The sequence below is a fragment of the Candidatus Margulisiibacteriota bacterium genome (genome assembly GCA_041650855.1).
In the GTDB taxonomy this organism is placed as follows: domain Bacteria; phylum Margulisbacteria; class WOR-1; order O2-12-FULL-45-9; family XYB2-FULL-48-7; genus JALOPZ01.
This window is the reverse complement of the sequence record JBAZKJ010000001.1, coordinates 838893-862205: the sequence shown is the minus strand read 5'-3', so window position 1 is coordinate 862205 and position 23313 is coordinate 838893. Positions and strand designations below refer to the sequence as shown.

At 62.9% G+C, this 23313-nt stretch carries 11 protein-coding genes; 8 read left to right on the top strand and 3 right to left on the bottom strand.

The genetic code is table 11. The features are described 5' to 3' along the window. Positions 1 to 60 precede the first annotated feature (60 nt). Together WC529_04125 and WC529_04120 are read right to left on the bottom strand one after the other, a co-directional pair. Positions 61 to 1008 (bottom strand): glycosyl hydrolase, encoded by a 948-nt coding sequence (locus WC529_04125; GenBank protein ID MFA5113469.1) that lies wholly within the window; start codon positions 1006 to 1008, stop codon positions 61 to 63. Then, positions 992 to 1399, bottom strand: coding sequence for a hypothetical protein (locus tag WC529_04120; GenBank protein MFA5113468.1), 408 nt, complete (start codon positions 1397 to 1399; stop codon positions 992 to 994). The genes WC529_04125 and WC529_04120 overlap by 17 nt, the downstream gene beginning before the upstream one ends. A 56-nt stretch (positions 1400 to 1455) precedes the next feature. Here WC529_04120 and WC529_04115 point away from each other — a divergent pair, with 56 nt between their 5' ends. Further along, entirely contained in the window at positions 1456 to 2907 is a 1452-nt protein-coding gene (locus WC529_04115) for a hypothetical protein (GenBank protein MFA5113467.1), read from the top strand. Between the two features lie 10 nt (positions 2908 to 2917). Here WC529_04115 and WC529_04110 read toward each other — a convergent pair whose 3' ends face one another. Beyond that, positions 2918 to 3958 carry a hypothetical protein gene (locus tag WC529_04110; protein MFA5113466.1) on the bottom strand — a complete coding sequence of 347 codons (1041 nt, stop codon included), beginning with the start codon at positions 3956 to 3958 and terminating at the stop codon, positions 2918 to 2920. 77 nt (positions 3959 to 4035) lie between these two features. On the opposite strand from WC529_04110, the gene WC529_04105 reads away from it, so the two are divergent. The 7 genes from WC529_04105 (at position 4036) to WC529_04075 (ending at position 23302) form a co-directional block, all read left to right on the top strand. Next, a complete protein-coding gene (locus WC529_04105; protein MFA5113465.1) occupies positions 4036 to 4791 on the top strand; it encodes a hypothetical protein in 756 nt (251 codons plus the stop codon). Positions 4792 to 4855: 64 nt separating this feature from the next. Then, on the top strand, positions 4856 to 7078 hold the full coding sequence (locus WC529_04100) for a hypothetical protein (GenBank protein ID MFA5113464.1): 2223 nt from the start codon (positions 4856 to 4858) through the stop codon (positions 7076 to 7078). A gap of 73 nt (positions 7079 to 7151) precedes the next feature. Next, positions 7152 to 10358, top strand: a complete 3207-nt coding sequence (locus WC529_04095) for a hypothetical protein (GenBank protein MFA5113463.1) — start codon at positions 7152 to 7154, stop codon at positions 10356 to 10358. Further along, positions 10359 to 13040 (top strand): hypothetical protein, encoded by a 2682-nt coding sequence (locus WC529_04090; GenBank protein ID MFA5113462.1) that lies wholly within the window; start codon positions 10359 to 10361, stop codon positions 13038 to 13040. It begins immediately after the preceding gene. Between the two features lie 81 nt (positions 13041 to 13121). Next, positions 13122 to 15509 (top strand): hypothetical protein, encoded by a 2388-nt coding sequence (locus tag WC529_04085; GenBank protein ID MFA5113461.1) that lies wholly within the window; start codon positions 13122 to 13124, stop codon positions 15507 to 15509. Positions 15510 to 15542: 33 nt separating this feature from the next. Then, positions 15543 to 18794: a glycosyl hydrolase family 8 gene (locus WC529_04080; protein MFA5113460.1), complete on the top strand. Its 3252-nt coding sequence runs from the start codon at positions 15543 to 15545 to the stop codon at positions 18792 to 18794. 32 nt (positions 18795 to 18826) lie between these two features. Continuing rightward, positions 18827 to 23302, top strand: coding sequence for a hypothetical protein (locus tag WC529_04075; protein MFA5113459.1), 4476 nt, complete (start codon positions 18827 to 18829; stop codon positions 23300 to 23302). Positions 23303 to 23313: the final 11 nt, after the last annotated feature.

Here is a 23313-nt window from a genome sequence, read left to right as displayed (position 1 = left end):
TCTCAAGACCTCACTGGGACTTATAACGCTTAGCGGTGAGCTACGCGCGGCAAAAACCAGTTACATTTTACTGGAAAAATGCTCGTTTTGCAAGGCTTTTTTGAACGCCGCCAGCGCGCCGGCGGACGACTCTATCCGCCAATCGCGCTCCTTGTTGATGTTGAACCAGCAAAAAAGCTTGATCCGGGGGTAATCCGCGCCGATCCGGGCGAACGCGTCGGCGATCCAGGCCTCTTTGCTCCCCCCGTTCTCGGCCGAGGCGAATTCGCCGATCATCAGCGGCTTGGCGGTCAGCGCCGCCAGCGCGGCGTAAGCGTCGGCAAAGATCAGGTCGAACGACTGCCACTTATCGTATCCCCAGTTATAGCCGTCCATCCCGATCCAATCGACGCAGGCGTCTCCCGGGTAATACCGTTCGAGCTCGTTCCAGTCGGCGTCAGGCAAACTGTAGTTGTTCGGGCACCAGACCAGCGCGACGTTGGCGGCGCCGACCGCTTGCTTTACATTATATATATAGGTCCAAGCTTTTTTATAACTGTCGGGCCCCGCGCTTTCGCCGTTGTGCGCGCCGTCCCAGGGATACCAGTTACCGTTCATTTCGTGGGCAAAACGGAGCAGGACCGGCTTGCCCCACTCTTTCGCCGCCTGGAAAAAAGCGCGGACATAGCTTTCGTAACTCCCCGCCGCGATCGCTTCGAGCGTGCCGGCCGGATCGGTGATCCACGGCTCCCAGGTGATCAGCGGCACGCTTCCGTTGTTGGCGACCTGGTCGGCTTCGCTTTGCGGGAACGGCTCCTGCCAGTGGACGTACCAGAGGACGACGGCCAGTTGCCGGTCGATCTTGGCCTGAAAATCGGCCAGGTTATCCAGGCCGTTGACGAACGCGCCGATGGCGCAGGTTTGGGGCGGGACCGTTGTCGTCGTGGTCGCGTTATTCACCGGAGAGCTGCTGCAACCGACCAGGGGAATGATCAGGGCAATAACGCATATTCTAGCGAAGGTGGACATTGCGGATCTCGAGGTCGGTCTCCGAAGGGCCGACGACCATCATCTGGACCTTGGTCGGCTTTTTGACGATCCCCAGGATCGGGAAGGAGAACTTCTTGAAGACGGCGGCGGAAATGTCCTTGGTCAGGTAATCCTCTTCGAACGAGGTGGCCGGCTGCTCCGGCTTCCCTTTGTCCCAGATCTCGACGCGCAGCCGGGTCCAGTGCTGCTCCTTTTCGATCGTCCCTTTGACCTCGAACTCGAGCAGGGTCGGGTTGGCGATCTCTTCGCGGACCTCCAGGACGCAGCCCAGGTCGGTCCCTTTGCCGGAGAGATAATACGATTCGGCCCGTTCTTCCGCTTTTTCTCCCGGTTTACCGAAACCGGAAAAGAGATGTTTATCTTTGGCCATGGCCAATTTTAGCATATTAACTGAAATTCTCAAAACCAGGGGGCGATATAGAAACGATGACAAGCATTAGCCCGGTCGGGGCCCCTCGCCCCTTAATACAGGTCAAGGCGCAGTGCTCCGCCGCGCCGACCGAGAGTTCGTGGTTTGAGGACGCAGTCGATTATATCGGCTCGATCTTCTCTACCCCTACCCCTTCCGCCGCCGGCTGCGGTTTTATCGGCGAGGCGTTATCGGGCGGGCAAGACGCCGGGCCCGACGTCGACGCCGACAGCGACACGGACATTGACGCCGATTCCGACACCGACACGGATACCGACGTCGACACCGATACCGACACGGATACCGATACCGACGTCGACACCGATTCCGACACGGATACCGATACCGACATCGACGGCGGGACCGATACCGACACGGATACCGATACCGACGTCGACACCGATTCCGACACGGATACCGATACCGACATCGACGGCGGGACCGATACCGATACGGATACCGACGAAGATGGCGGCACCGATACCGACACCGATACCGACACGGACACCGGGCCAGCCTGCACGCCGCACTTATATTCCGACACGACTTTCACCGCCGGGGCGGCCGACTCCAACGCGATCGTCAGCAGCGGCTCGGTCTCACTGGTCCCCGACCAGTCCGCCTGGGTCTGCTACGACGGCAGCGTCCTGCCGGAAACCGCCGGGTGGACGGAGACCGCTTCGATCGGCTGGACGACTAAAGTGACCAGCGGCGGGATCCTGGAGCTGAACAGCGAAGACCTGAACCAGCCGGCCAACTACTCGCTCGATCCGCTTTTCAACAGCACGACCGGCTGGATGGTGCGGGCCAGGATCCAGCTGGTGAACAGCCAGGGCGGCAGCGCCTGTTCGGTCCAGATCCAGGACGATAATTTTAACATCGATTTCCGCTTCCAGAACGACCGGATCGCCGACAACAACGTGGTGGGCCATTTATACATGATGGATCCCCGGCTGAGCTATTACGAATACCTGGTCACAGAGCGGGACGGCGAATACGCGATCTCGGTCGACGGCACGGTCCGGATCAGCGGCACGGCCGCTTCCAACATCGGCACCAGCAACCTCCGGTTCCACGACCCGGCCGGCACCTACGACAGTCATGCTTTCTGGGACTACCTCTGTTATTACAATGGGGGCGACGTTCTCCCCTATGTCCCCAGCGGGACCTACACTTCGGAGATCGTCGATACCGGCAGCGCCGCCAACAACATCGGCAGCGGCGCCATTATCAGCTGGTCGCAATTGATCCCGAGCGGCACGGCGATCTCGCTGGAGATCTGCGCCGCCGACGACCCGGGAATGGCGGGAGCAGTTTGCCAGTCGGGCTTGACGAATAATCTGGGAGAACTGATACCGTCGAGCGTGGTGGGCCGCTATTTGCGCTACATCGTCACCCTGCAAACCTCGATCGACCAGCTCACGCCTCAGCTGCAGGACGTGACGATCAATTACGAAACCTGCGAATAGCCGCTAATATCTAATTAATGATCAGGTAACGGAACGGGATCGACGCCCCAGCAGTGCCATCAACGGTTTTAACGACGAAAGAAACTCCATCATTGATCTGCGACACCTTTAATGCCTCATCGGTATTTTCGTCCGATTCGCCGACCATTAACAGAATAATACTGGAGGCGGTCACCTTGTTATTGGTCACGGTTATCCCGGCGGTCCCCGACGGAACGGTGTTATTGCCCGCCGACATGTTCGCGCCGGCTTGCACTCCGATCTTGCCGGCAAGAATGTAGAGAGCATTGTTCGTGCCGCTCGCTTCCGCCGACACCGCCAGCCCTTTTAACCGTTTACTCCCGTCAAGAGCGAGAAGCTGACCGGCAATCGCCTCGGTACTGCTGGCGCTAAAGTTGTCGACCATACCGGCATTAGTGGCTGTCCCCGTCAAAATGGCATAACCGGCATTCGTGGCTGTCCCCGACAGCGCAGCGTAATCGACATTACCGGTGGTCGTCGCGTAAGCGGCGGTCGACGCGCTCCCTGAGAGCGTCGAATAATCGACGTTGCCGGTGGTCGTCGCGTAAGCAGCGGTCGACGCGCTCCCCGAGAGCGTCGAATAATCGACGTTGCCGGTGGTCGTCGCGTAAGCGGCGGTCGACGCGCTCCCCGACAGCGCCGCGTAGTTCGCCGTGCCGGCCGTGGCCGCGTTATCCGCCGTCACCGCGTAAGCAACACTTAAAATCTCCATCCGTGGGGAGAGCGTTTCGCCCCCCACCGCGAGCTCCAGCCAGCGCCGCCCGGCGCCAAGCTCGCTGGCGGTCAACGGGCCAAGCTGGACAAAATAGATGCCGCCGGAAACTTTGACCTCGGCCGAGGTCATCGTCCAAAGCAGATTGCCCGCGGTTTCGGCGTCGTAAAGCTTGAAGACCATCGCCTTGTTCCCGTTGATCAGCAGGCCGCCGCTGTCGCGCAGTAATCCTTGATAATTAACATATTGCGGCACGGCTGCGGCCGCGAACGCCAAGACCATTAAACCGAGTAAAACCAAAGCCGAACGCTTCATCATAAAGATCACTCTCCCTCGCCGCCTATTTTAACACATCCCCGAATGAAATTCCGCGGCTGAACGCCCGATAACCACCCGTGATCGGCAATTTGCACAATAAGGCGCGCAGCGCCGTCCGTTTTCACCTGATCCACCGGATGCAGGATGCCCTGTTGCGGAACAACCGGGCGGCCGGTAAAGCCCTGACCCACCTCAACACGGTCTGGCAGCTGAACTACTGCGACGTCAAAGACCCGAATAACCTCCGCGATTGGGACGTCCTCTCGCGGCCCGGTGAAGGGGCGCATTATGACGCCCTGAAAATCCTGGAACAGCCGGCCGAACGGCGAGCGGTCCTCCATTACAGCGCTTACCATCTCGGCATGAACGCCGAACATATTGCCCCGCTTCCCGTGCTGCTGACCTACGCTAAATTCCCGAACTACTATCTGGTGGAAGCGCGCGACCTCGGTCCCGGCCTGGGCAGTTACCTGGACCACCTGGGGAGCAATTATTCGTTCCGACCGTATGCGCGCCGGCTCCTGCTGGGGATCACCGAAGGAGGCAACGGTATTTTCCTGACGCTGAACCAGGTCTTGAACGGCTGCCCCGGGAGCCGGGCCTTTGTCGAATCGAGCGGCCAGCGGGTCTTTCTGCTAAAACGGGACGGCCAGATCTGGGGCCGCCGCTTTACCGGCTCCCAGCTGGCCGGCACCAGATTCTCTTTTTTTCTGCCGCAGCAAACCGGCTGGACCCAGGAAGAGAGCGGCTGGAATATTGACTTGCTCCCCCCGCCGCTCCGGATCAAATATCTCCCGGCCCAGCCGCTCGGCCGCCTGGCCGCTTTTTGGTGAAATTTCCCGCCATTCGGCACGATAATCAAGGGTAACCAATTACGGAGGGAGTTGCATGGCAATGATGGCAAGAACGATCGAGGGTTTCCGCCGGGAGATGAGCCGGAGCATCCTGAACTTTTACGCCCGCCGGGGCCTGAGCGGGCCCGATCTTTTCATTTTCGCCCGGAAACTCCAGGACCAGGTCACGCAACTGCGGGGCCAGAACGCGTCCAAAGACGACATTAAAAAAGCCTTGGCCGGCCAGCAGGCCGGCTTGATGGAGTTTCCCCGGCCGTTCAATCCCCAGCCGCTGCAGGACGAATCGTTCCTCGTCGTCAAAAAGGGCGGCCTGATCGAACGCGAAGCCAGCCTGTCGCCGGAGCGGCGCATCAAGTACGTCAGCGAATTGCTGGGCGGCGTCTACACCGCGCTGGTCAACGGGACGATCGCCTCCGAAGGCCACTATGCCGGTTTGGGCACCCGCCTGGAATCGCCAAAACCGAAATTCACCATGACCCCCGCCGACCTGCTGGCCTGCCTGAAAAAATTCGCCGACCGGAGCGCGGAACCGCAGTTCCGTGACGATCCGACCTACGTTACCCTGCGCGAGCAGCTCGCCGAACAGGGCGGCTTGCCCTCCGTCCTGACCAAATTCGCCGGCCTGCACGACTGGACGATCGGCGAACGGATCTTCCTCGCCAAGATTCACGACATTTATCAGATCGCCTCCACCAAGTTCGGCGTGACCCCCGAAAGCTTCCGGCGGATCCTGCAATCGCTCAAGTTCAAGATCATCGTCAACGAGCAATCGGGCGGCGTGATCATCGAGAATTTCATTAAAGGCCGTTTCTTCGGCCTGAACCCGGAGAACGTCATCTTCATGTACCAGGCGCAGCACCCGACCTGGGAGGTCGCCGAGAACGGGGGGTTGCGGCCCGACGCGGCCAACATGTCGCAGGGTAATCACGGCCTGCTGCCGTTCCAATCTAACCTGGAAGGCCAGTGGTTCCGGGTCATACCGGACAGCGCGCCGCGCGGCTACCGCGAGGAGCGGATCACCACTACCGACTACAAGGATTTCCAGGCCAACGTCACCACCCTGGTGGTGGAGAGCGTGGAAGACACCAGCCAGTATGTCCAGCCGTACGACTACACCTACCTGGCTTACGTCGAGAAACTCGGCCGCGAACAGGGTGTCCAGATGTTCATGAAGATCGTCGGCCAAAAAGAGAAGAACCCGCAAAAAGGCGGCTTCCTGGCGGCGGTCACCCAGCCGGACAATGCGGTCGCCAACGCAGTGCTCGAGTCTAACCGCGCGCCGGCCTTAAAACCGCGCGACATCACCAACCTGAACCTGAACCGGAACGCTTTCTTCAACCCTAACGCCGTCGACGACGCGATCATGGAAAGCGGGATGATCGAAGACCTGCATCCGACCATCGAACCGCAGGGGAAAGAGCTGCTGGTCCGGATCGACCCGAAGGTCCCGCAGGGCGACCGCAATCTTTACCTGCGCACCCGGTTCATCAAGGACGACCCGCCCGCCTCGATCAGCAACCTCAAGGACCCGGTCGACATCCTGCCGACGCTTCTTCTGATGCGGCGGATGGAAGACAATCCCGAGGTCGTGAAGTTCGCCGAATATATCGGTTTGCTCCAGTCGGCCGGCGGCGCGATCTTCATCGAACGGCCGTTCAAACCGACCCTGCCGCGCCTGGCGGAAGACGCCCGGAGCGCGGACCAGCCGCTTTCCCTGGCCCTGTTCAACGACCCCGTTTACCTGAACGCCCTCTCGGTCACCGCCCGGGAACACCTGCAGGCCTTGTTCGAGGTCGCCGAAGTGACCGGCTCGCTGGTCCGCGAATACGAGATCGCTCCGGACAATACCGTCTATTTACGGACACTGCCGGCGACGATGAAGGGAGCGGCCGCCGGTTATCAGACCAATTCGCTGGAACGGACCATCGCGTCCGATTCCAAGGCTTACATTGCCCGCGACGGCGGCAAGATCTTTATCGGCCGGCGGCACGATTTCGACGTGATCGACCTGCCGAACAAGCAGTCGGCGCGGGGCGGCGAGATCGTCACCCTGACCCTGAACTTCAAAGCGGTCGCGCCGGCGCGGATCGCGGAGCTGTTCGCTGGTAAATTCCAGCGGGTGCTGGAGCAGATCGCCGATACCGGCATCTCCAACCACCACAACCAGGTCATCGATTATTTGACCGGCCTGCCGATCAGGGACGTCCTGTTCAACAACTCCAGCCGCCTGGCCGATATGGTCGTGGAGCGCTTCTTCCAGGCCTGATATTGCCTGAAATTCCTTCCGTTTTTTGCCGATATATATACGGAAGGATGAAGAAGATATGAGCCCAACCAACATGATCGGTCAAATCGGCAGGTTCCGGACTTTGGTCCGGGAAAAAGTCACGCCCCGCGTCACCAGCGGCTGCGCTTACCTCGGTTTCGCCGATCGCTCCCAGCTCGTCGCCGGCCTGCGCGCCAGCGCCGCCAACCGCCACGACCTGCTGCTCGATTCACTGATCGCCAGCGGCACGATCAAACAACGCTTCACCAAGGATTTAACTTCGCTCGACCAGCTGAGGCCGTTCATGCTCAAGGCGAACATCACCGCCGAGACCGTCGGCGCCTGGGGCGTGGAAGGCCTCGACTCCGCCGCCCTGATCGCCGAGAACCGGACCGTCGTTGCCAAGCTCGGCCGCGGCATCGTTTCCGGCTACTACAGCATTTGCCATTACGCCGGCACGGCGGAAGGCCTGTCCGCCGCCTTCTCGTCCGGTACCAAAGCCGCGAAAGCGGCGGCGGTGGTACTCGGCGTCGGCGGCGCCGCCTGGTTCTTCGGGCTGCCCACCCTGAGCGCGGGTCTGGGGCTCGGCGCCGCGACCGCGCTCTGCGTCCTGGCCGCCAAGTACGGCGACAGCTTCCCGACCCACGGCCTGGCCGGCAAGGTCGGCAGCGTCGCCCGCTTCGTCTCGCGCAAGATCGCCCCGTTCGTCTACGCCATCGACGGCCTGTACCTTGGTTCGCTGGTTTACGACAACAACCTCCGGATCGCCGGCATTTTCGATTCGCTCGGCCTGGAAGGGAGCGTGGCGGTACTGGGCGGCCTCGGCCTCGGCATCAAGACCTGGGTCGGCAAAAAACTCGGCGAGCTGCGCCGCTCCCACGGCGGACAGCTGGACCCCGGCAACCGGCATTTCATGGAAAAATCGATGCGGAGCGCCGCCCTCTCGTCCGCCGCGGAGCTCCACTACATCGGCACCCGCCTGATGCTGCTCGGCGGGGCCGCTTTTTACATCGGCGGCAACGTCATCGCCTCGCTCGGCACGCTCGGCATCGTCCCGCTGGCCATCCCGCTGGCGGTGATCGGCGCCACCGCCCTGCTGCGCGCCCGCCACGACATCGCGGCGCCGGGCAAGGAGGTCCATAAGACCTTCTGGCAAAAGCTCGCGTTCTGGCAAGACGGCTATTACACGGAGAAAAAGCAGGCGGAAAAGCTCGACAACACCAAGATCAACCTCCCGCTCTGGGGCGGGATCATCGGTTTCGGCGCCAGCGCCGTGATCAGCCTGGCCGTGGGGGCGCCCGCCGGCTCCTGGCAGACCGCGCTGCTCGGCCCGATCGGCTTCGCCACCTTCTACGGTTCGCTGGCGACGTTCTTCCTGAACGAACTGCACGGCGCCGGCCATTCGCTTAACACTAACCTCGGCTACATCGCCTCGCTCAAAGCCTCGAGCCGCGACCTGGTCGGCGAGACCGAGAAGAAAAAACTGACCGATAGCGCCCGGATCCTGGCCGTTAACCCGCACACCGGGATGAAAGAGCATACCTACGGGCTCTTGTTCAGCGTCTTGCTCAACCGGAAACCGGGCCTCTCTTTCATCTGCATGTACGATTACATCCTCTCGCAAAAGGACGGACAGGACCTGCCGAACCGGAACAACCACCGGCAGGAGAAACAGTTCCTGGCCGAAGTTACCAGGATCCAGGCCGGGATCTTCGACCTGGCGCGGGGCGGGATCGCCGGCCCGATGAAGCTTGCCGACAAATACCGGCAGCTGATCGCCAATCTCCACGCCCTCTCCCGCCACTACCGCGGCCCGCTGGTCGATACGCTCAACGCCCTGACCGCCAAGAACAAAGGGTGGTTCGAACCGTTCCAGGACGTCGCCGAGTACCGGCGCGCCGCCTTTGAACAGCTGGAGATCAGGGGGGACGAGTTCCGCCAGCTGGCCGACAAGCTCCAGCGCAAGCTGGACAAGGGCTATATTTCCGCCGAGGATTTCAACGCGGAGTGGACCCGCCTCCTCCACTGTTACGATCCCGACCTGGTCAAGAAGATCCCGGTCGCCCGCAAAGCGGTCGCCGGCGACGAACGGAAGGTCCGGAAAGTGGAGAACGTCGCGGCCGGCCTGATCATGCGCGGCCTGACGATCTACAAGGGGTGGTACACCGAAACGGAAGAAGACAAGACCCGCCATCCGCAGGAAGACTGGATCAGCGGCGACTGGACCCAGGTGCCGAACCCGAACTTCAGTTATACGGCGGAACCGGGGACCCTGGCCGGCGCCAAATACCTCTGGGTCCGGGCGGAAGAGGTCATGGTCGACCTGCAAAAGAAGAACCGGAAATACCTTTCCACTTCCCGCTTCGTCTCCAGTGTCGACAACCGGCCGAGCCGCGACGAAGGCTTTGTCGAGCTTACGCTTCCGGCGGACCAGGCGATCGTGGTGCCCGTCAACGGCCGCCAGGTCCCGATCACCAGTTTCTACTACGTGGCGGAAGGCGACCAGAACGCTTACCCGGCGGTCAAGGCCCTGCGCCACCGCCCCGGCGCCGCGCCCCTGCCGGCCGGCTACGAGTTCCCCTACCAGGGACATTTGGCCAATGACGACCTTAAACCGTACGTCTTCACGCCGCCCGCTTTCGATTTCAGCGTGATGATGGACAAGAACGACATCCAGGTCAATTCTTACACCCTGCTGCCGACCATCCTGAAGCGGGCCAAACGGGACAAGTTCATCCACCTGGTCCTGCGCTACCCGGTCGGCGACCGGGCGATCGAGGCCGACAATCCGTTCCCCCTGAAGGAACTCGACCTGAGCAAGGGGGTCGGCGTGATCGACGCCAACATCGAACTGCGTTACCGCGGGAGCGACGGGATCGAGCGGGTCGCGCCGTTCCAGATCGACCGGGCCGCGGCCCACGTCGGCATCAACGAATCAATGGGCTGGAAAGACATGACCGGCGCGGTCGTGGAAATGCGCGCCGGCAAACCGGTGGCTTTCTCCCTGGTCTACAACAAGACCGGCAAGAAAGAAGACGACGTCCTGATGCCCATGCCGCCCCGCGACTGGCCGCAGTATCTCGGTTCGCTCGGCCTGCCGGCCGACGGCCCGGCGGAGCTGAAGATCAACAATTTCACCGCGGTGCCGCTGCGCGACGGCGACCCGGCCTGGCTCAAGTTCTATTACACCGACGGCAGCGTCGGCTTCGCCCGCACGGCGGACGGCCGCCGGCCGATGCTGATGAACAAAGACCTGTACGCGGAGACGGGGAGACCTTAAATGAGCGGACCAATTAACAAAACGGGCAGCGGCCCCCAATATTACAAAGTCGCGATGCTGGAGCATAACCGGCGGATCAGGATCGACGACGTCCGGATCCCGCGCGGCACCTCGATCCTGGTCGCCCGCGGCTGGGACCGCACCCTGCGCGAAGGGCTGAAGATCGACCAGCTGAAACTGCAGGGCCACGACCGGATGATGGGGATGGTCTTCCGCTACGCCGCCGACGGCCAGGAACTGGCCGGCCAGGCGATCGTCGAGCTCGGCCATTACAAAGTGCTCGACCGCGCCCGGCACATCGAAGCGGTGGTCGAGATCGTCCCGTCGGACAAAGCGGGCAAGCTGACCGTGATCGAACGCCGGCTCGACACCACCGGCCTGTCGGAGGACCGGTCCAAATACGTCTACACCCTGACCGACAGCGCGGCTAAACTGATCGAGGCCGAGGTCATCGACCTGGCCTGGATCAAGGACATCGCCCTCGACCAGCACGGAGTAACGGTCAAGTTCGTTACGCCGGGGGTCGAAGCTTCGACCGAACGGACCGTCCGCCTGCCGGCCGCCGCTTTCCGCGACAACGCCGGGAAGCCGCTGTTCGGCAACCCGGAAGCAAGAGTTGCCGGCGCCGGCGACGTCTACCAGAGCCGGTTCTACACGACCGAGACCGAACGGTTCCGGCCGGAACTTGACTACTTCAACGGCAACCTCCGGCTGATCGTCCACAAGGTCGACCGCTACGAGATCGACCTGCCGGCCGGCCTGCAGATCGCCGCCGGGGAAACGGTCAAGATCTTCCCGTCCGGGGTCGACGCGGTCGCGACCGTCGCCGGCCGGGAAGTGCCGCTCACCGTCGGCGAACCGCTGACCAAGCAGCTGCAGGAGATGATCGACCCCAATCTCTCCCAGGTCCAGGAAGGCCAGATCAAATCGGCGATCGGCCCGCAGACCCGTTTCGGGGAAAGCGACAATCTGTCTTCGAATTATCCGCGCGACCCGTACTTCTACGGGCTGATGATCTTCGCCCTGCACCGGAGCGTGGAAAAATGGGGCGAAAATTTTGCCATTAACCGGGCCAAGGCCGTGCGCGCTTTCCGCGGCATCCAGAGCGGCCGGACCCACGTCATGCCGTGGGAGCTGCTCTACAAGGAATTCGCCGACGTCTTCGAGGCGAACGGCGACCACCTGCGCAAGCTCTCCAACTTCGCCGAAGAGATCTGGGGCCCGGGCGTGTCCGAAGACACCCAGATGGAGATGGCTTACTGGCTGAAGGGGATCAAGATGTGGGTCGTCAAAGAAATGGTGGCGCTGATGTCGGCGGAAAAGGAATGGGGCCGCTATGACATCCAGAACACCAAACGCTACGACTATTCCGAGGTCCTGTTCAACCTTTCCGCCCTGCTGGCCAAGACCGACATCGTCCAGGGCCGCTTCCTCGGCCGAAAACCGGTCCTGATGAAGTGGGCGGAAATGTCGGAGATCACCGCCGGACGGACCTGGTACAAGATGCCGTTCGCCAAGCTGACGGAGCTGGCGGCCATCCCGACCTACCTCCTCTCGTTCGGGCACGTCCTCTGGTACCCGGTCGACCTGGCCTATTTCGTCGGCGCCTGGCTCTTCCGGACGGTCGCTTCGTCGGTCAACTACACGCGGCACCTGCTGTCGCTCGGTTACGGTTTCAAGACCGGTTTCTGGAAGAACCCGGCCGAAGAACTGACCATGCTCCGCGGCTACTATAAAGCGGCCATGGACCAGTTCCTCCGCCGCTACCAGTACGGCACGTTCGTTCCAACGGTCAGCGGCTCCGGCGCGGCCATCCCTGACGACTACAAGGCGCTGATCCGCCGCAACGCCTGGGCGACCGGCGTGTCGGCCGTCGTGACCGGCGTCATGCTCGGCCTTGGCGGCCTGGCCTCCTGGCTGGCGCTGCCGCTCGGCATCGCGGCGATCCCGCTCGGTCTTTCGCTCTACGCCAAAGGGTTTAACGCTTTCCGCGGCTGGAAGCGCGGGCTGGTCGCCGCCGGCGGCGCCGCGACCGCGGCGGCGGGACTGGGCCTGGCGATCTTCGGCGCCCCGGTCCTCTGGGCTACCCCGCTGAGCCTGGCCCTGATCGCCAATATCGGGTTCGGGCTTTATTCGCTCGGCCTGCTGGTCAAAGCGCAGTCGGCAATGAAGAAGGCCACGCGCGAAGACGAACTGATCAAGGCCGGCAACCGCCACCAGGGTGCGGTCGATAAGGCCGACCAGGCTAAGCTGGCGGCCGTGGCCGCCAAGCTTGCCGCCGACAAACTGGCCCTTGGCTACAAAGATCTTTATCTGCTGCGCGGCGAACTGGCCGCCCTGCTCCGCAAATTACAGGTCATGGACGAAGCGGGCCGGATCGTCCAGGGCGTGCAGCATACCAACCGGCTCTTCTCCCACCAGGTGATCGACCAGTACGCCGCCCTGGAAATGGCGATCTGCGTCAAGGCCTGCCGCGAACTGGCCGTCGACAAGAACGACCGGCCGGCCCGGGAAGCCCTGCTCTGGCTGCTGCGCGAATCGCGCGAATACCTGGTCGTCGACATGGCCGCCAAGTTCTACCGGCGCCTGAACCTCGACCTGGGCACCCCCAAGACCTTCTCCCAGGCCGTGCGGCACCCCGTCCGCTGGCTGCGCGAATTGCTCGAAGACCTGAACAAATAAACCTGAAATTACCGCCGTTTTTTGACGATATATATCCGGAAGGCAACTACCATGGGAATCATTACAGCAACTAGGAATTTGGTGCGCGAAAACTTCTCGCCGCGGCTGACGCGGTTTTACGCCCGCCTGGGTTTCGCCAACCGCGAGCTGCTCGCCGCCAACCTGCGCGGCCTGCAATTCGACAAGAAGAACAATAAGTACGACCGGGAAAAAGTCATCGACAAACTGGTCAGCGAAAACCTGCTGAAAAAGGGCTTCGCCGGCACCCCGCTCGACAAGCTGCAGCCGCACATGTTCTTCGGCACGATCGCCCGGGAGCAATACGCGAATTTCGCCCGGGAGATCGACTTGACCATTATCCGGGACGAAACGAAAACGGACGCCGACTACCGGAAGAGCGTCGACAGCGTCGACCTGCTCACGAACCGGCTCGCCGGCCTGATCTACAAGGCCGGCCAACCGACCGGGACCGGCAAGTTCGGCGCCGGACTGAGCCTGGCCTTCGCCCTGGGCGCCGGCACCGCCGCCGTGATCGGCCTGTCGCTGGCCGGCCCGTCGTTCTCCGCCCTGGCCGGCGTCAGCTTGGCCCTGACCGCCGCGGCGAAAGTCGTCGGCCGCTGGCTGAACCCCGCTTTTTCGACCGGCAAGTTCTTCCGCCGGCTGTTCTACGTCTCGCTCGGCGCCCTGCTGCTCACCGGCATCCTCGCCATTAAGGAGCGGCAATACCCACGCTACACCAACAACAAAGACATCGCCGTCACCAGCGTCGACAACGAGATCCGGGCCAAGGTTTGCGACGCGGGCGCCTGCCGCGAAGGAACGGTCTTCGCTTACCAGGGACCGGATGCCGCCGGCCGCGCCCGGGAAAGCGCGGAAAAACTGCAGGAGGTCATCAACGAACAGGACCTCTTCCAGGGCGGGATCATCCCCGAAGGGGACAAGATCATCGTCACCGACAACTGGCTGCCCGCCTGGGTCCCGTTCTCGACGACCGAAGTGATCGATATCTCGGCCGAAGGCCTGACCGGGGACGCCCGGCAGAACCGCCTGGTCTCTTTCTACAACGGCCTCTGGTCGTCCGGCATCATGCCGTCGAGCCGGGAGCTGGCTGAATTCGAATTGCAGAAACTGGAGCGGCAGCTCGATTTCCGGCTCTGGCGCGACGTCCGCCTCAGCACCAAGCTGCAGCTGGCCTCGCTCTCCATGCAGCTCGGCGATTACCCCCGCGCCCTCGACCTGAGCCAGCAGATCATCGACAATCGCCTGGCGGTCACTTCGGCGCGGGCCCCGTTCACCGACGAAGCGGTCTTCCTGCAGGCCGACATTTACCGGATCAAGGCGATGAAGAGCTGGTCCGACGCCCATATCGCCCAGGCGGTCCGGCTGCTGCAGCAGCATCAAGGCCAACTGAAACCGGAAGAGAACGGCTATCTCTCCCGTTACGCCTTTGAACTGCTCAAGACCTGCACCATTGCCCGGCAATTTTTCCCGCGCGGCGAATGGGCGGGCAACGAAGCGTGTTCGCCGGCCGCGACCGCCCGGTACGCGGAGGCCGCGACCTTCGGGCATAACCGGTATTCGCCGACGTTCAGCGACAACTTCCTCGGCGTCCGCACTTTCCTGCAGTCGGGCAGCCTGTTTTACTCCGGCGGCGAACTGGCCGCCGCGCGGGAGGAATACCAAAAAGCGCTGGCGCTCGTCGACCTGATCGACGGCTGCGGCAATATCACCGGCGGTGACACCGACCGCAACTGGCGGCTCTACAGCCCGTACATGGCCGACGTCGACCGGGGGATCGGCGATACTTTAGGGCAGCCGTCCGGCTTGCTCTCTTTCGCCGCCCGCTGCGAGGTCGGCCGCCTGCTGCGGGGCGACACGCCGCTCAAGAAATTCACCAACCAGTTCGATCCGACCTTCTTTAAGGTCTTCAAGGCCCAGGCGTACCAGGGCCTGGCGGCGATCGAGATCAAGCAAGCCAAGACCGACCGCGACCACCAGCTGGAGCGGCTGACGTCCGCCCTGCTCCACCTGAAGTCGGCGTTCGAGATCGTCCGCGCCATCCAGCGCGACGACATCTTCCGCTTCTTCACCGGCATGTTCGAGGAAAAACAGACCTATTACGAAGTGCTGGCCGATTACGCCGACCTGAATTTCAGCCTCTACACGCTGGGCGGCGGCAAGTTCGCCGACAAACTGGCCCTGGCCCGCGAACTGGCCGACGAGGTCGCCGGCCAGCGCGCCAGCGAACCGCTCGATATCCCGTACCTGCGGGCGATCCTCCTGAAAGGCGAACTGGCTCTTCTCGACGGTAAAAAGCGCGAAGCGCTCGGCTACTACCGGCTGGTGCTGGACAACATCGCCGCCGCCGAAAAACAGCTGGCCGCCGGCGAACCGCTCCCGCCCCACTACCAGATGCTGCAGGAATCCGCGCTCATCCGGACCGCGATTTTATCTGAAATTAACCCCTAAAAGTAACGATATATATACGGGAAAAGTATATATATGAGCGAAGCCATTAGACCGATAGGTAACCCTGATTACTCCGCCGTTCTCCGGCAGTCCTGGGAGTACTACGCCAAGAACATGATCGACGAGACCGGCCGGCCGCTCGCCCTCCCCGACACCGGCGACATCGACCGCGACGGCAACACGAGCGAGCAAGTCACCTTTTCCGAAGCGGCCGCCTACGTCATGCTCCGCGCCGTCATGATCGGCGACCACGACACCTTCGTCAAGGTCTGGCAGTGGACCCGCGATAACCTGCAGCGGCAGAACCTCGACTACGTCTATACCTGCCCCGCCGAAAAACCGGCCGGCTGCGCCAGCAACTGGTGGCAGATAAAACCCAGCCCTGAATACCAGGACCACCTTTTCGCCTGGCGCTATGTCCCGTCGCTCAACGGCGGCGACCACCCCGGCGGCGTGATCGTTTACAAAAGCGGCGTCGGCGACGAGGTCGTCGACCTGAGCGGCCTGAGCGCCGCTTCCGATGATATTGAGATCGCCGCCGCGCTCGCCCTGGCCGGTTCCCGCGGCTGGGACCCGGCCGGCGAATACGCCGCCGAGGCCAAAGCCATCCTGGGCGACGCCTGGGAAAAATACGTCGTCAAGGTCGGCGACCGGAACTACTTCTTCGCCGGCGACCAGTTCGCCCGGTCGGGCGACATCAACCCGAGCTATTTCCGGCCGGCCTTTTTCCGCTCTCTCTTCCAGCAGATCGACGGCACCCATCCCTGGGCCAGCCTGACCGACACCGTTTACGACACGCTCGAAGCGAGCGGCGACCTCACCCTCGGCGGTAAGCGCGGAAGCAAGAATCTGCCGCCCAACTGGGTCGCGCTCGATTATAACGGCAACTACACCACCAGCGTCCTGTTCCCCGGCGTCGCCGGCGAGCTCTTCGGCCGCGACGCGTTCCGGACCCTGTTCGCCGTCGCCCAGGATTACGCCTGGTTCGGCGATCCGGCGGCGAAGAGATATTTGACCGACCCGCAGGTCGGGCCGCTCGCCTTCCTCCGGTCTCGGGTAAACGACCAGGGGATGGTGATCCCGGCCGGCTTCCACCACGACGGCTCCAGCGTCAGCCCCAACGGCGTGGAGCAAACCGTCGGCTTGAACCAGGAGCATTTCGCCTTCTACGGCGGCTACATCCCGTTCCTCTATTACGCCGGCGAACAGGCCAAAGCGCGGTCGATCATCAGCCGCCTCGACCAGGCTTACAGCCGGGACGGCTACTGGGGCGCCGACAGCCGCGACTATTACAACCAGAACTGGCTCTGGTTCGGCCTGATGCTGACCAACGGATTGCCGGAAGCCGATCCGGTGCTGGCCGCGCTCCAGACGGCCAAAGCGGAAGCCGACCGGCAGATCAACCCGCCGGTGGTGGAAGTTCCCGCCGGTTACACCCTGCAGGTCGATCTCGCCCTGGGCGACTTGACCCCCGACCGGACGCCGGTCCTCTCGCGCGAAGCGGCGATCGCCCTGCTCGATGTTTGCCAGATCAAAGAACTGCTCGCGGCGATCGCCCAACAGCCGTACTCGCCGCTCGACCGGTCGAATGACCGGTTCGCGCAGTTCATCAAGCTGAACCAGCTCGACCAGAAATATCCGCATAAGCTGCTCGCTTATTTCACCAGCCCGACCTCCTACTGGAACAACGTCATCACCCTGCTCTCCGCCGCGGCGCAGAAACTGGCCGAGGCGAACGACCGGGCCGGCACGCTGGCCGCGGTCGAGCAATGCCGGCTCTTCCGGCAGCAGATCGCCCCGCTGACCGGCCTGGCCAAGATCTACGCGCCGCACGACTACAGCAAAGTCACGCTCGACCTGACCGAGGCCGAGCTCCGCTCCCGCCTGCCTAACGAGGGGCTCGCGTTCTACGAAGAAGGCCGGCGGATCGCCGCCGGCGCGATCAACGCGATGTTCGCCGTCAACCGCGAGACCGCGGCCCCCGACTATTACCTGATCGGCAAGGCGCTGCTGATCATCGGCGACCTCTATCTCCAGCTCGACAGCGAGCGCCAGTCGGTCTGCTCCACCGTGCCGCTCAGCTACTACCGGGAAATGGCCGGTTTCTATTACGACCAGGCGGCGGAGATCGGCGAAAACCGGGTCAACATTTTCGACCCCGACGCCGGACTTTTCCAGACGATCGAGCCGGCCGATTACCTCAACGCCCTGCTGGTCAACTGGAACAAAGGATACCTGTCCGAAAGCGAATTGACCGAAGCCAAACTGGCGGTCCACTACCTGCGGGGCGCGGCGCTGGCCAAGGGCGCGGCCATCTATCTCCGGGAAACCGGCGCCAAGGAGATCGACCGGCTGTTCACCGAGATCGCCCGGACCGACGAAGCGTTTGCCCAGCTCGAGCTGGCCGGCGGCGACCCGCAGAACTTTAACCTGGCCTTCGCCCAGGCGACCAAAGCCGACTTGCTCCTCTCGCTCTCCGACCGGGTCAAATACCTCTCCCAGACGGCGGGGTTCCTCCCCGGTCAGGAAGAGGATATCAAGCTCGCTCTCGCCATGCTGACCGGCGGCGACATCGACGCCGTGACGGAGAACGCCGACCGCCTGGTGGAAATAGCCGCGGAGCTCTACCGGCAGGTGCCCGACACTTACTCCTACCTCTACGCCACCGCGCAGGTCAAGCAGATGGAGATCGCCATCCGGCGGGGCGACTTCATCAACCGGGAATTCAGCCTCCTGCGGCCGTTCTACACCAATCCGGCTTTGCTCAGCCAGCCGATCCCGGAGAACGAATTCATGTACATCCAGATGAACTACCTGAAAGCGCTCCTCCTGGTCTCGACCAAGCGGTCCGGCGGCCTGCAGGAAGCCCGCGACCTGCTCAACGAAGTGCTCTGGTCGGCCAACAGCCTGGCCGAGCCATATCGCGCTTACTTCCAGCTCCATGCCCGGCTCAAACTGGCCGAGATCATTGCCAAGATCGGCAGCCCGGCCGAGAAACGCAACTTGACCAAGGTTTTTGCCGAGCTGGAAAAAGCTGCCGACCAGTTGGCAACCAGCGGCCCGCAACTCTCCTGGCAGCCTTACTCGTTCAAGGCCGAGCTCTATCACGAATGGTCGACCCTGATCCGCGACAGCAACCTGGCCAGAGCACAGCAAATGGGCGCGAAAGCCCTGGAAATGTGCCGGCTCTCCAATTCGCCTTATGACCGGACGCTCCGGATGCAGGAGATCATCACCGCATTCAAGCCGTACTTGAACAGGTACGAGCAGTATGTGGTACGATAGGCGGAAAGACCATGGCAATAAATAGCATAAATTTGATCGCTTCACTGACGGCCGCGGCAACCGCCGCCGCCGGACAGAAGCAGGCCGGCCAGCCGCTGCCGGCCGCCGGAGCCGACGGCGCGACCGCCGGCGCGATCAACCCGCCGGTCACCGGCGCGGCTACCCCGGTCGTCGTCTCCCTCGGTTTCGAGGAGCCGGCCGAGTCGATCAACCACTACTTCACCCAGCTGAACATCGTCAACACGATCAACCTGGGCGAGAATATTTCGCTGGCCGCACTGTACGAAGCGGTCCAGTCCGGCGACAGCAACGCGACCCGGCTTGATAACCGGCGGAACGCGCTGGGCGAAAAATATATCCTGGCCTGGCTCCTCGGCCGGACGCTCGGCATACCGGACAACCGCCTGCTGGAGATCATCGGGATCCCGGCCTCGCAGCGCGCCAACTTCGACCTGCTCGGCCGCGCGATCGTCAATCTGCGCGACCACGGCGTCGCCAGCGGCAGGGACCAGTCGCCCCACTACCGCGAAGAGTACTGGCTGCCGCACATCGCCATGGTCCTGGTCAACGAAATGGACAATCCCGCCCTGCTCCCCCAGCTCAAGAACGTGCTGGCCAACGGCAACCACTGGCAGGAAAAGAGCGGCAAGGAACGGGAATACCTCGCCCTGCAGCAGATCTACGCCCAGTTCCTGGAAGGCCACCGCGAACTCGGCCTGATGCAGGCGGAGAACCTGCTCCGCCAGGCGGAGCTCGCCAAAACGCTCGACCCGGAAGACTACCAGGCCAAATTGACGGCCGCCATCGAGATACTGGAAAAGATCGCCGACGCCCGGCAGTTCAGCGCGTTCGAGGGAAGCGGTTCGGCAAGCGAAAAATGCCGGCGCCTGCAGACCAATGACGGCAGCCGCGATTTCAACCGGGCCGACTACCTCCCGCCGCTGATGAAGACCGGGCTGGGCAAGGACCGGATCAACGACCAGCTCGCCCTGCAGCAGACCCGCGAATACATCGCCGGCGCCAACATGATGCTCGGCAAGGCCTACATGCTCCAGGCCAGCGACCTGACCGATTCGGCCGCGGTCCTCGCGGTCATGGAAAAGGCCCGCCCCTATCTGGAAAATATCGCGCCGCTGCACGGCCTCCAGCGCCTGGAAGGGACCAAGGCGCTGGCCGAGAACCTGCAGCTGCAGGGTTACATGCGCAAGAACGCCGGCGGCGACTATCTCGGTTATTTCACGGCCGCCAACGACCTGTTCGCCGGCATCGCCGAACGGCTAGCCGGCTACAACGCTCAGCCCTTGGATTACCGGAATTATTCGACCGCCGCTTACGACGGCGCCACCGGCCGGATCTCTTTCCGCGGCCGGGCGCAAAGCTACGCCGTCGCGCCGGAGCAGCGGATCGGTTCGCTCTGGGCGGCGCAGATCGGCGCTTCCACCGCGCTCCTGCAGGCCAAGCTTTCCATGGTGCTGGCCGGGGAACTGACGCTAAAACCGGCCGCGCCGGTCAGCGCCTTGCTTGCCGGCGCCTTGACGCCGGCCGAGATCGAAGAGCTTAACCAGCCGGCGGGCATCTCCCTTGTCCGCCTGAACCAGCTCCAGCTCAAGCTGCTCGGCCTGGCCGCCAACCGGCTGAAAACTTTGGCCACAGAACAATACCGTTTCCCGGGCGGCACGCCGACCTCCCTCTTCCGGGACGAAGCGCTGGCGGACATCAACATCACGCTGACGGAAAATTACGTCCGGCAGGCGTTCATCCTGAAAGAACAGGGCGACGCCGCTTACGCCGACCTGTTCACCAAGGCCAAGGAGCTGATCAGCCAGATCCTCTCCGGCGAAGTCCTGTCCAGCGAACAGACCGTGGCCGTTGCCCATCTCTGGCAGGCCAAGATCCTGCTGGTCGAGGCCGGCGGCAAGCCGACCCGCACCACCATTGCCGCCGTGCTCGCCGCGAACGATAACAAGAGCGGCGCCGCCGATCATATTAAAGCGGCGATCGACGGCGGCAAGCTGTTCGGCATCGTCCTCTCTTCGGCGCGCCAGACCTACGCGGACATCCTGTCGACCCTCGATGACATGGACGGCGCGGAGGCGCAGCTCGAGCTCGCCCTGGCCGCCTACCCCAATAACGTCGAGGCGCTGGCCGCCCAGGCGGATATCCGCAACTGGCGCGGCATCCAGGAAGGCGCTAACGGGGCGATCGCCCTTTATGACCGGATCCTGCTGACCTATCCCCATCATCCGCTCACCCTGCGGGTCGAGCTCGGCCGGCTCGAGGCGAACATGCGGCTCGGCGAAAAATATTCCGCGGCGGACATCGCCAAGCTGGAAGAACTTGTCCTCACCCGGGTCCTGAACCGGGAAACCCCGGGTTCGTTCCTGATCCCGCGCGCCATCGAAGACCTGATCGAGGCCTACAGCACCGACGAGAGCCTGCACGGGCGGATCATCGTTATCGCCAACACCCTCCTCGGTTTGACGGTCGATCCGGACTGCATCCCGGAAAAAGACGAGGATAAGGCGCCAGAGAACGCCGCGCGGGCAGTGCTTGCGGCGGCGCTGGAGCCGTTCACCGGCGAGCGGCTGCCGCTCCGCTTCCGGGCCAAACTCTACCTCAAACTGGCCGAGGTCGTCTCCTGGACCAAGGTCAAAGTGGGCGGGCAATGGGAAAAACGTTACCAGGAAGCCGTTGACCTGATCGAAAGAAGCATCCCCACCGACCTGGCTGCGGTGATCGACGGCGACCGGGAACTCGGCTTGCTCCGGCGGCTCCTGCTGGCGGAGCTGGCGATGCGCCGGGAAGAAAAGATCCTGACCGAGACCACCAGCCCCCTCTGGAACGAGATCATGGCCAGCGGCGAACCGGACCTGATCGCCCGGCTGATCATCGACCAGGCGGAAGGTTACGCCTACACCAAGGATTTCGCCGGGATCGTCGCTTTTGCCCGGCAGTACCTGACGGCCGACGCCGCGGCGAATTATGAGAGCGCTAAGCTGGCGGCGATCCGGGAGATTTTCCGGCTGAAAGGCCGCCTGGTCAGCTTTGAGAAGTTCAAATTCACCCTCTGGCAGAAACTGGCCGACGCGCTCAGCTGGAACAAGGATTACGCGGCGGCCGCCGGCGAACTCACCCGGATCTTGGAAGTGATCGGCGGACAGGGCCTGCCAGAGACTTTCGTCACTAACGTCCGGGCGCGCTCCCATGTCGCCCTTGGCGATCTCTACAGCTACGATTGGGACGGCAAGGACGTCGCCAAGGCCCGTGACCACTATCTGGCCGCCATCGCGCTGCTGGCCTCCGACCTGCAATCCGCGGCGATCAGCGGCTTCTTCAACGGCACCGCGACCGAACTGGCCGACACCATCATCTCCGTTGGCGGCTCCGAGCTCCGCAAAGAGACCCGGATCGCCCTCGCCTGGTCGCTCTTCGGCCTGGGCGAAGTCCGCCGCTACGGCGAAGGGCTGAAAGATTACGACCAGTCGTTCCAGCTCTACCAGGCGGCGCTGCGGACCGCGGAAACCGTGCCGGAACAATCGGACGACCGGAGCCTGCTGCTGACCCGGATCAACCTGGCCCTGGCCAAGCTCGAGGAGACCGAGGGGCATATCGACAGCTCGGCCGGCTACCTGGCGGCCGCCTACCGGGAATTAGCCAAGGTCGAGAACCCGACCGCTGAACTGCAGAGCGAGTTCAACGCCTCGCACCTCAACGTCGCTCAGCGGACCGACCCGCGCCTCGCCGCGCACACCACCATGATCGACGGCTACGACGGGCGCGGCGAAACCCAGCTGACCCTGAACGGCGAACTGCCGCTCGACGTTTTCGGCGGCAGCTTCGGCCGCGTTATGCGCGGGCTCCACCTGACCGCCGAAGAGCAAATGGACTTCGGCCCGGGCGGCGGCAACCTGTACGCGTCATACCTCGGCGGCAAGTTCTATTTTGACGCTTACGTCCCCGACCTGCCGCTGACCCTGGGGCTCGATGGCAAAGTCTACACGGACGGCAGCGCGCCGGGGATGCTCTTCTTCCAGCGGCCCGACCTGCGCCTGACCGGCTCGTTCTGGAACAAATATTTCACCGCCGATCTGGCGTCCGGCCTCTACACCGACAATGTCGACCAGAGCTCGGTTTACCTCTCGGCCGCGTTCAATTACGGCTGGACCGATTCCCGGTGGACGCAGGGTTTCCGCTTCCCGTACCTGGAGTACAACCACTTCCGCTTCGGCTATAACGGCGAAATGATGCAGCGCGACCAGGTCGGGCTCGGCATCCGCTACGACGTCGAACTTGCCGACTGGATCAGGCTCAACGCCCGCCTCTCCGGCCAGTATCTCTCTACGCCGGCCGCGGCCCCCCATCAGCGCGACATTTTCGGCCTCGACCTCGGCGTCGGCGTCGATATCCGGATCTGGAAATCCCTGATCCTGGAGATGGACTACAGCCGCCAGCAGAACGCCCTCTACCCTTTGAACCAGTACGACCTCGGCCTGACCTGGCAATTCTGATTTAACTGAAA

Coding starts and splice junctions, on each gene's coding strand:
- WC529_04125 (MFA5113469.1), bottom strand. CDS start 1,008: ATGTCCACCTTCGCTAGAATATGCGTTATTGCCCTGATCATTCCCCTG.
- WC529_04120 (MFA5113468.1), bottom strand. CDS start 1,399: ATGGCCAAAGATAAACATCTCTTTTCCGGTTTCGGTAAACCGGGAGAA.
- WC529_04115 (MFA5113467.1), top strand. CDS start 1,456: ATGACAAGCATTAGCCCGGTCGGGGCCCCTCGCCCCTTAATACAGGTC.
- WC529_04110 (MFA5113466.1), bottom strand. CDS start 3,958: ATGATGAAGCGTTCGGCTTTGGTTTTACTCGGTTTAATGGTCTTGGCG.
- WC529_04100 (MFA5113464.1), top strand. CDS start 4,856: ATGGCAAGAACGATCGAGGGTTTCCGCCGGGAGATGAGCCGGAGCATC.
- WC529_04095 (MFA5113463.1), top strand. CDS start 7,152: ATGATCGGTCAAATCGGCAGGTTCCGGACTTTGGTCCGGGAAAAAGTC.
- WC529_04090 (MFA5113462.1), top strand. CDS start 10,359: ATGAGCGGACCAATTAACAAAACGGGCAGCGGCCCCCAATATTACAAA.
- WC529_04080 (MFA5113460.1), top strand. CDS start 15,543: ATGAGCGAAGCCATTAGACCGATAGGTAACCCTGATTACTCCGCCGTT.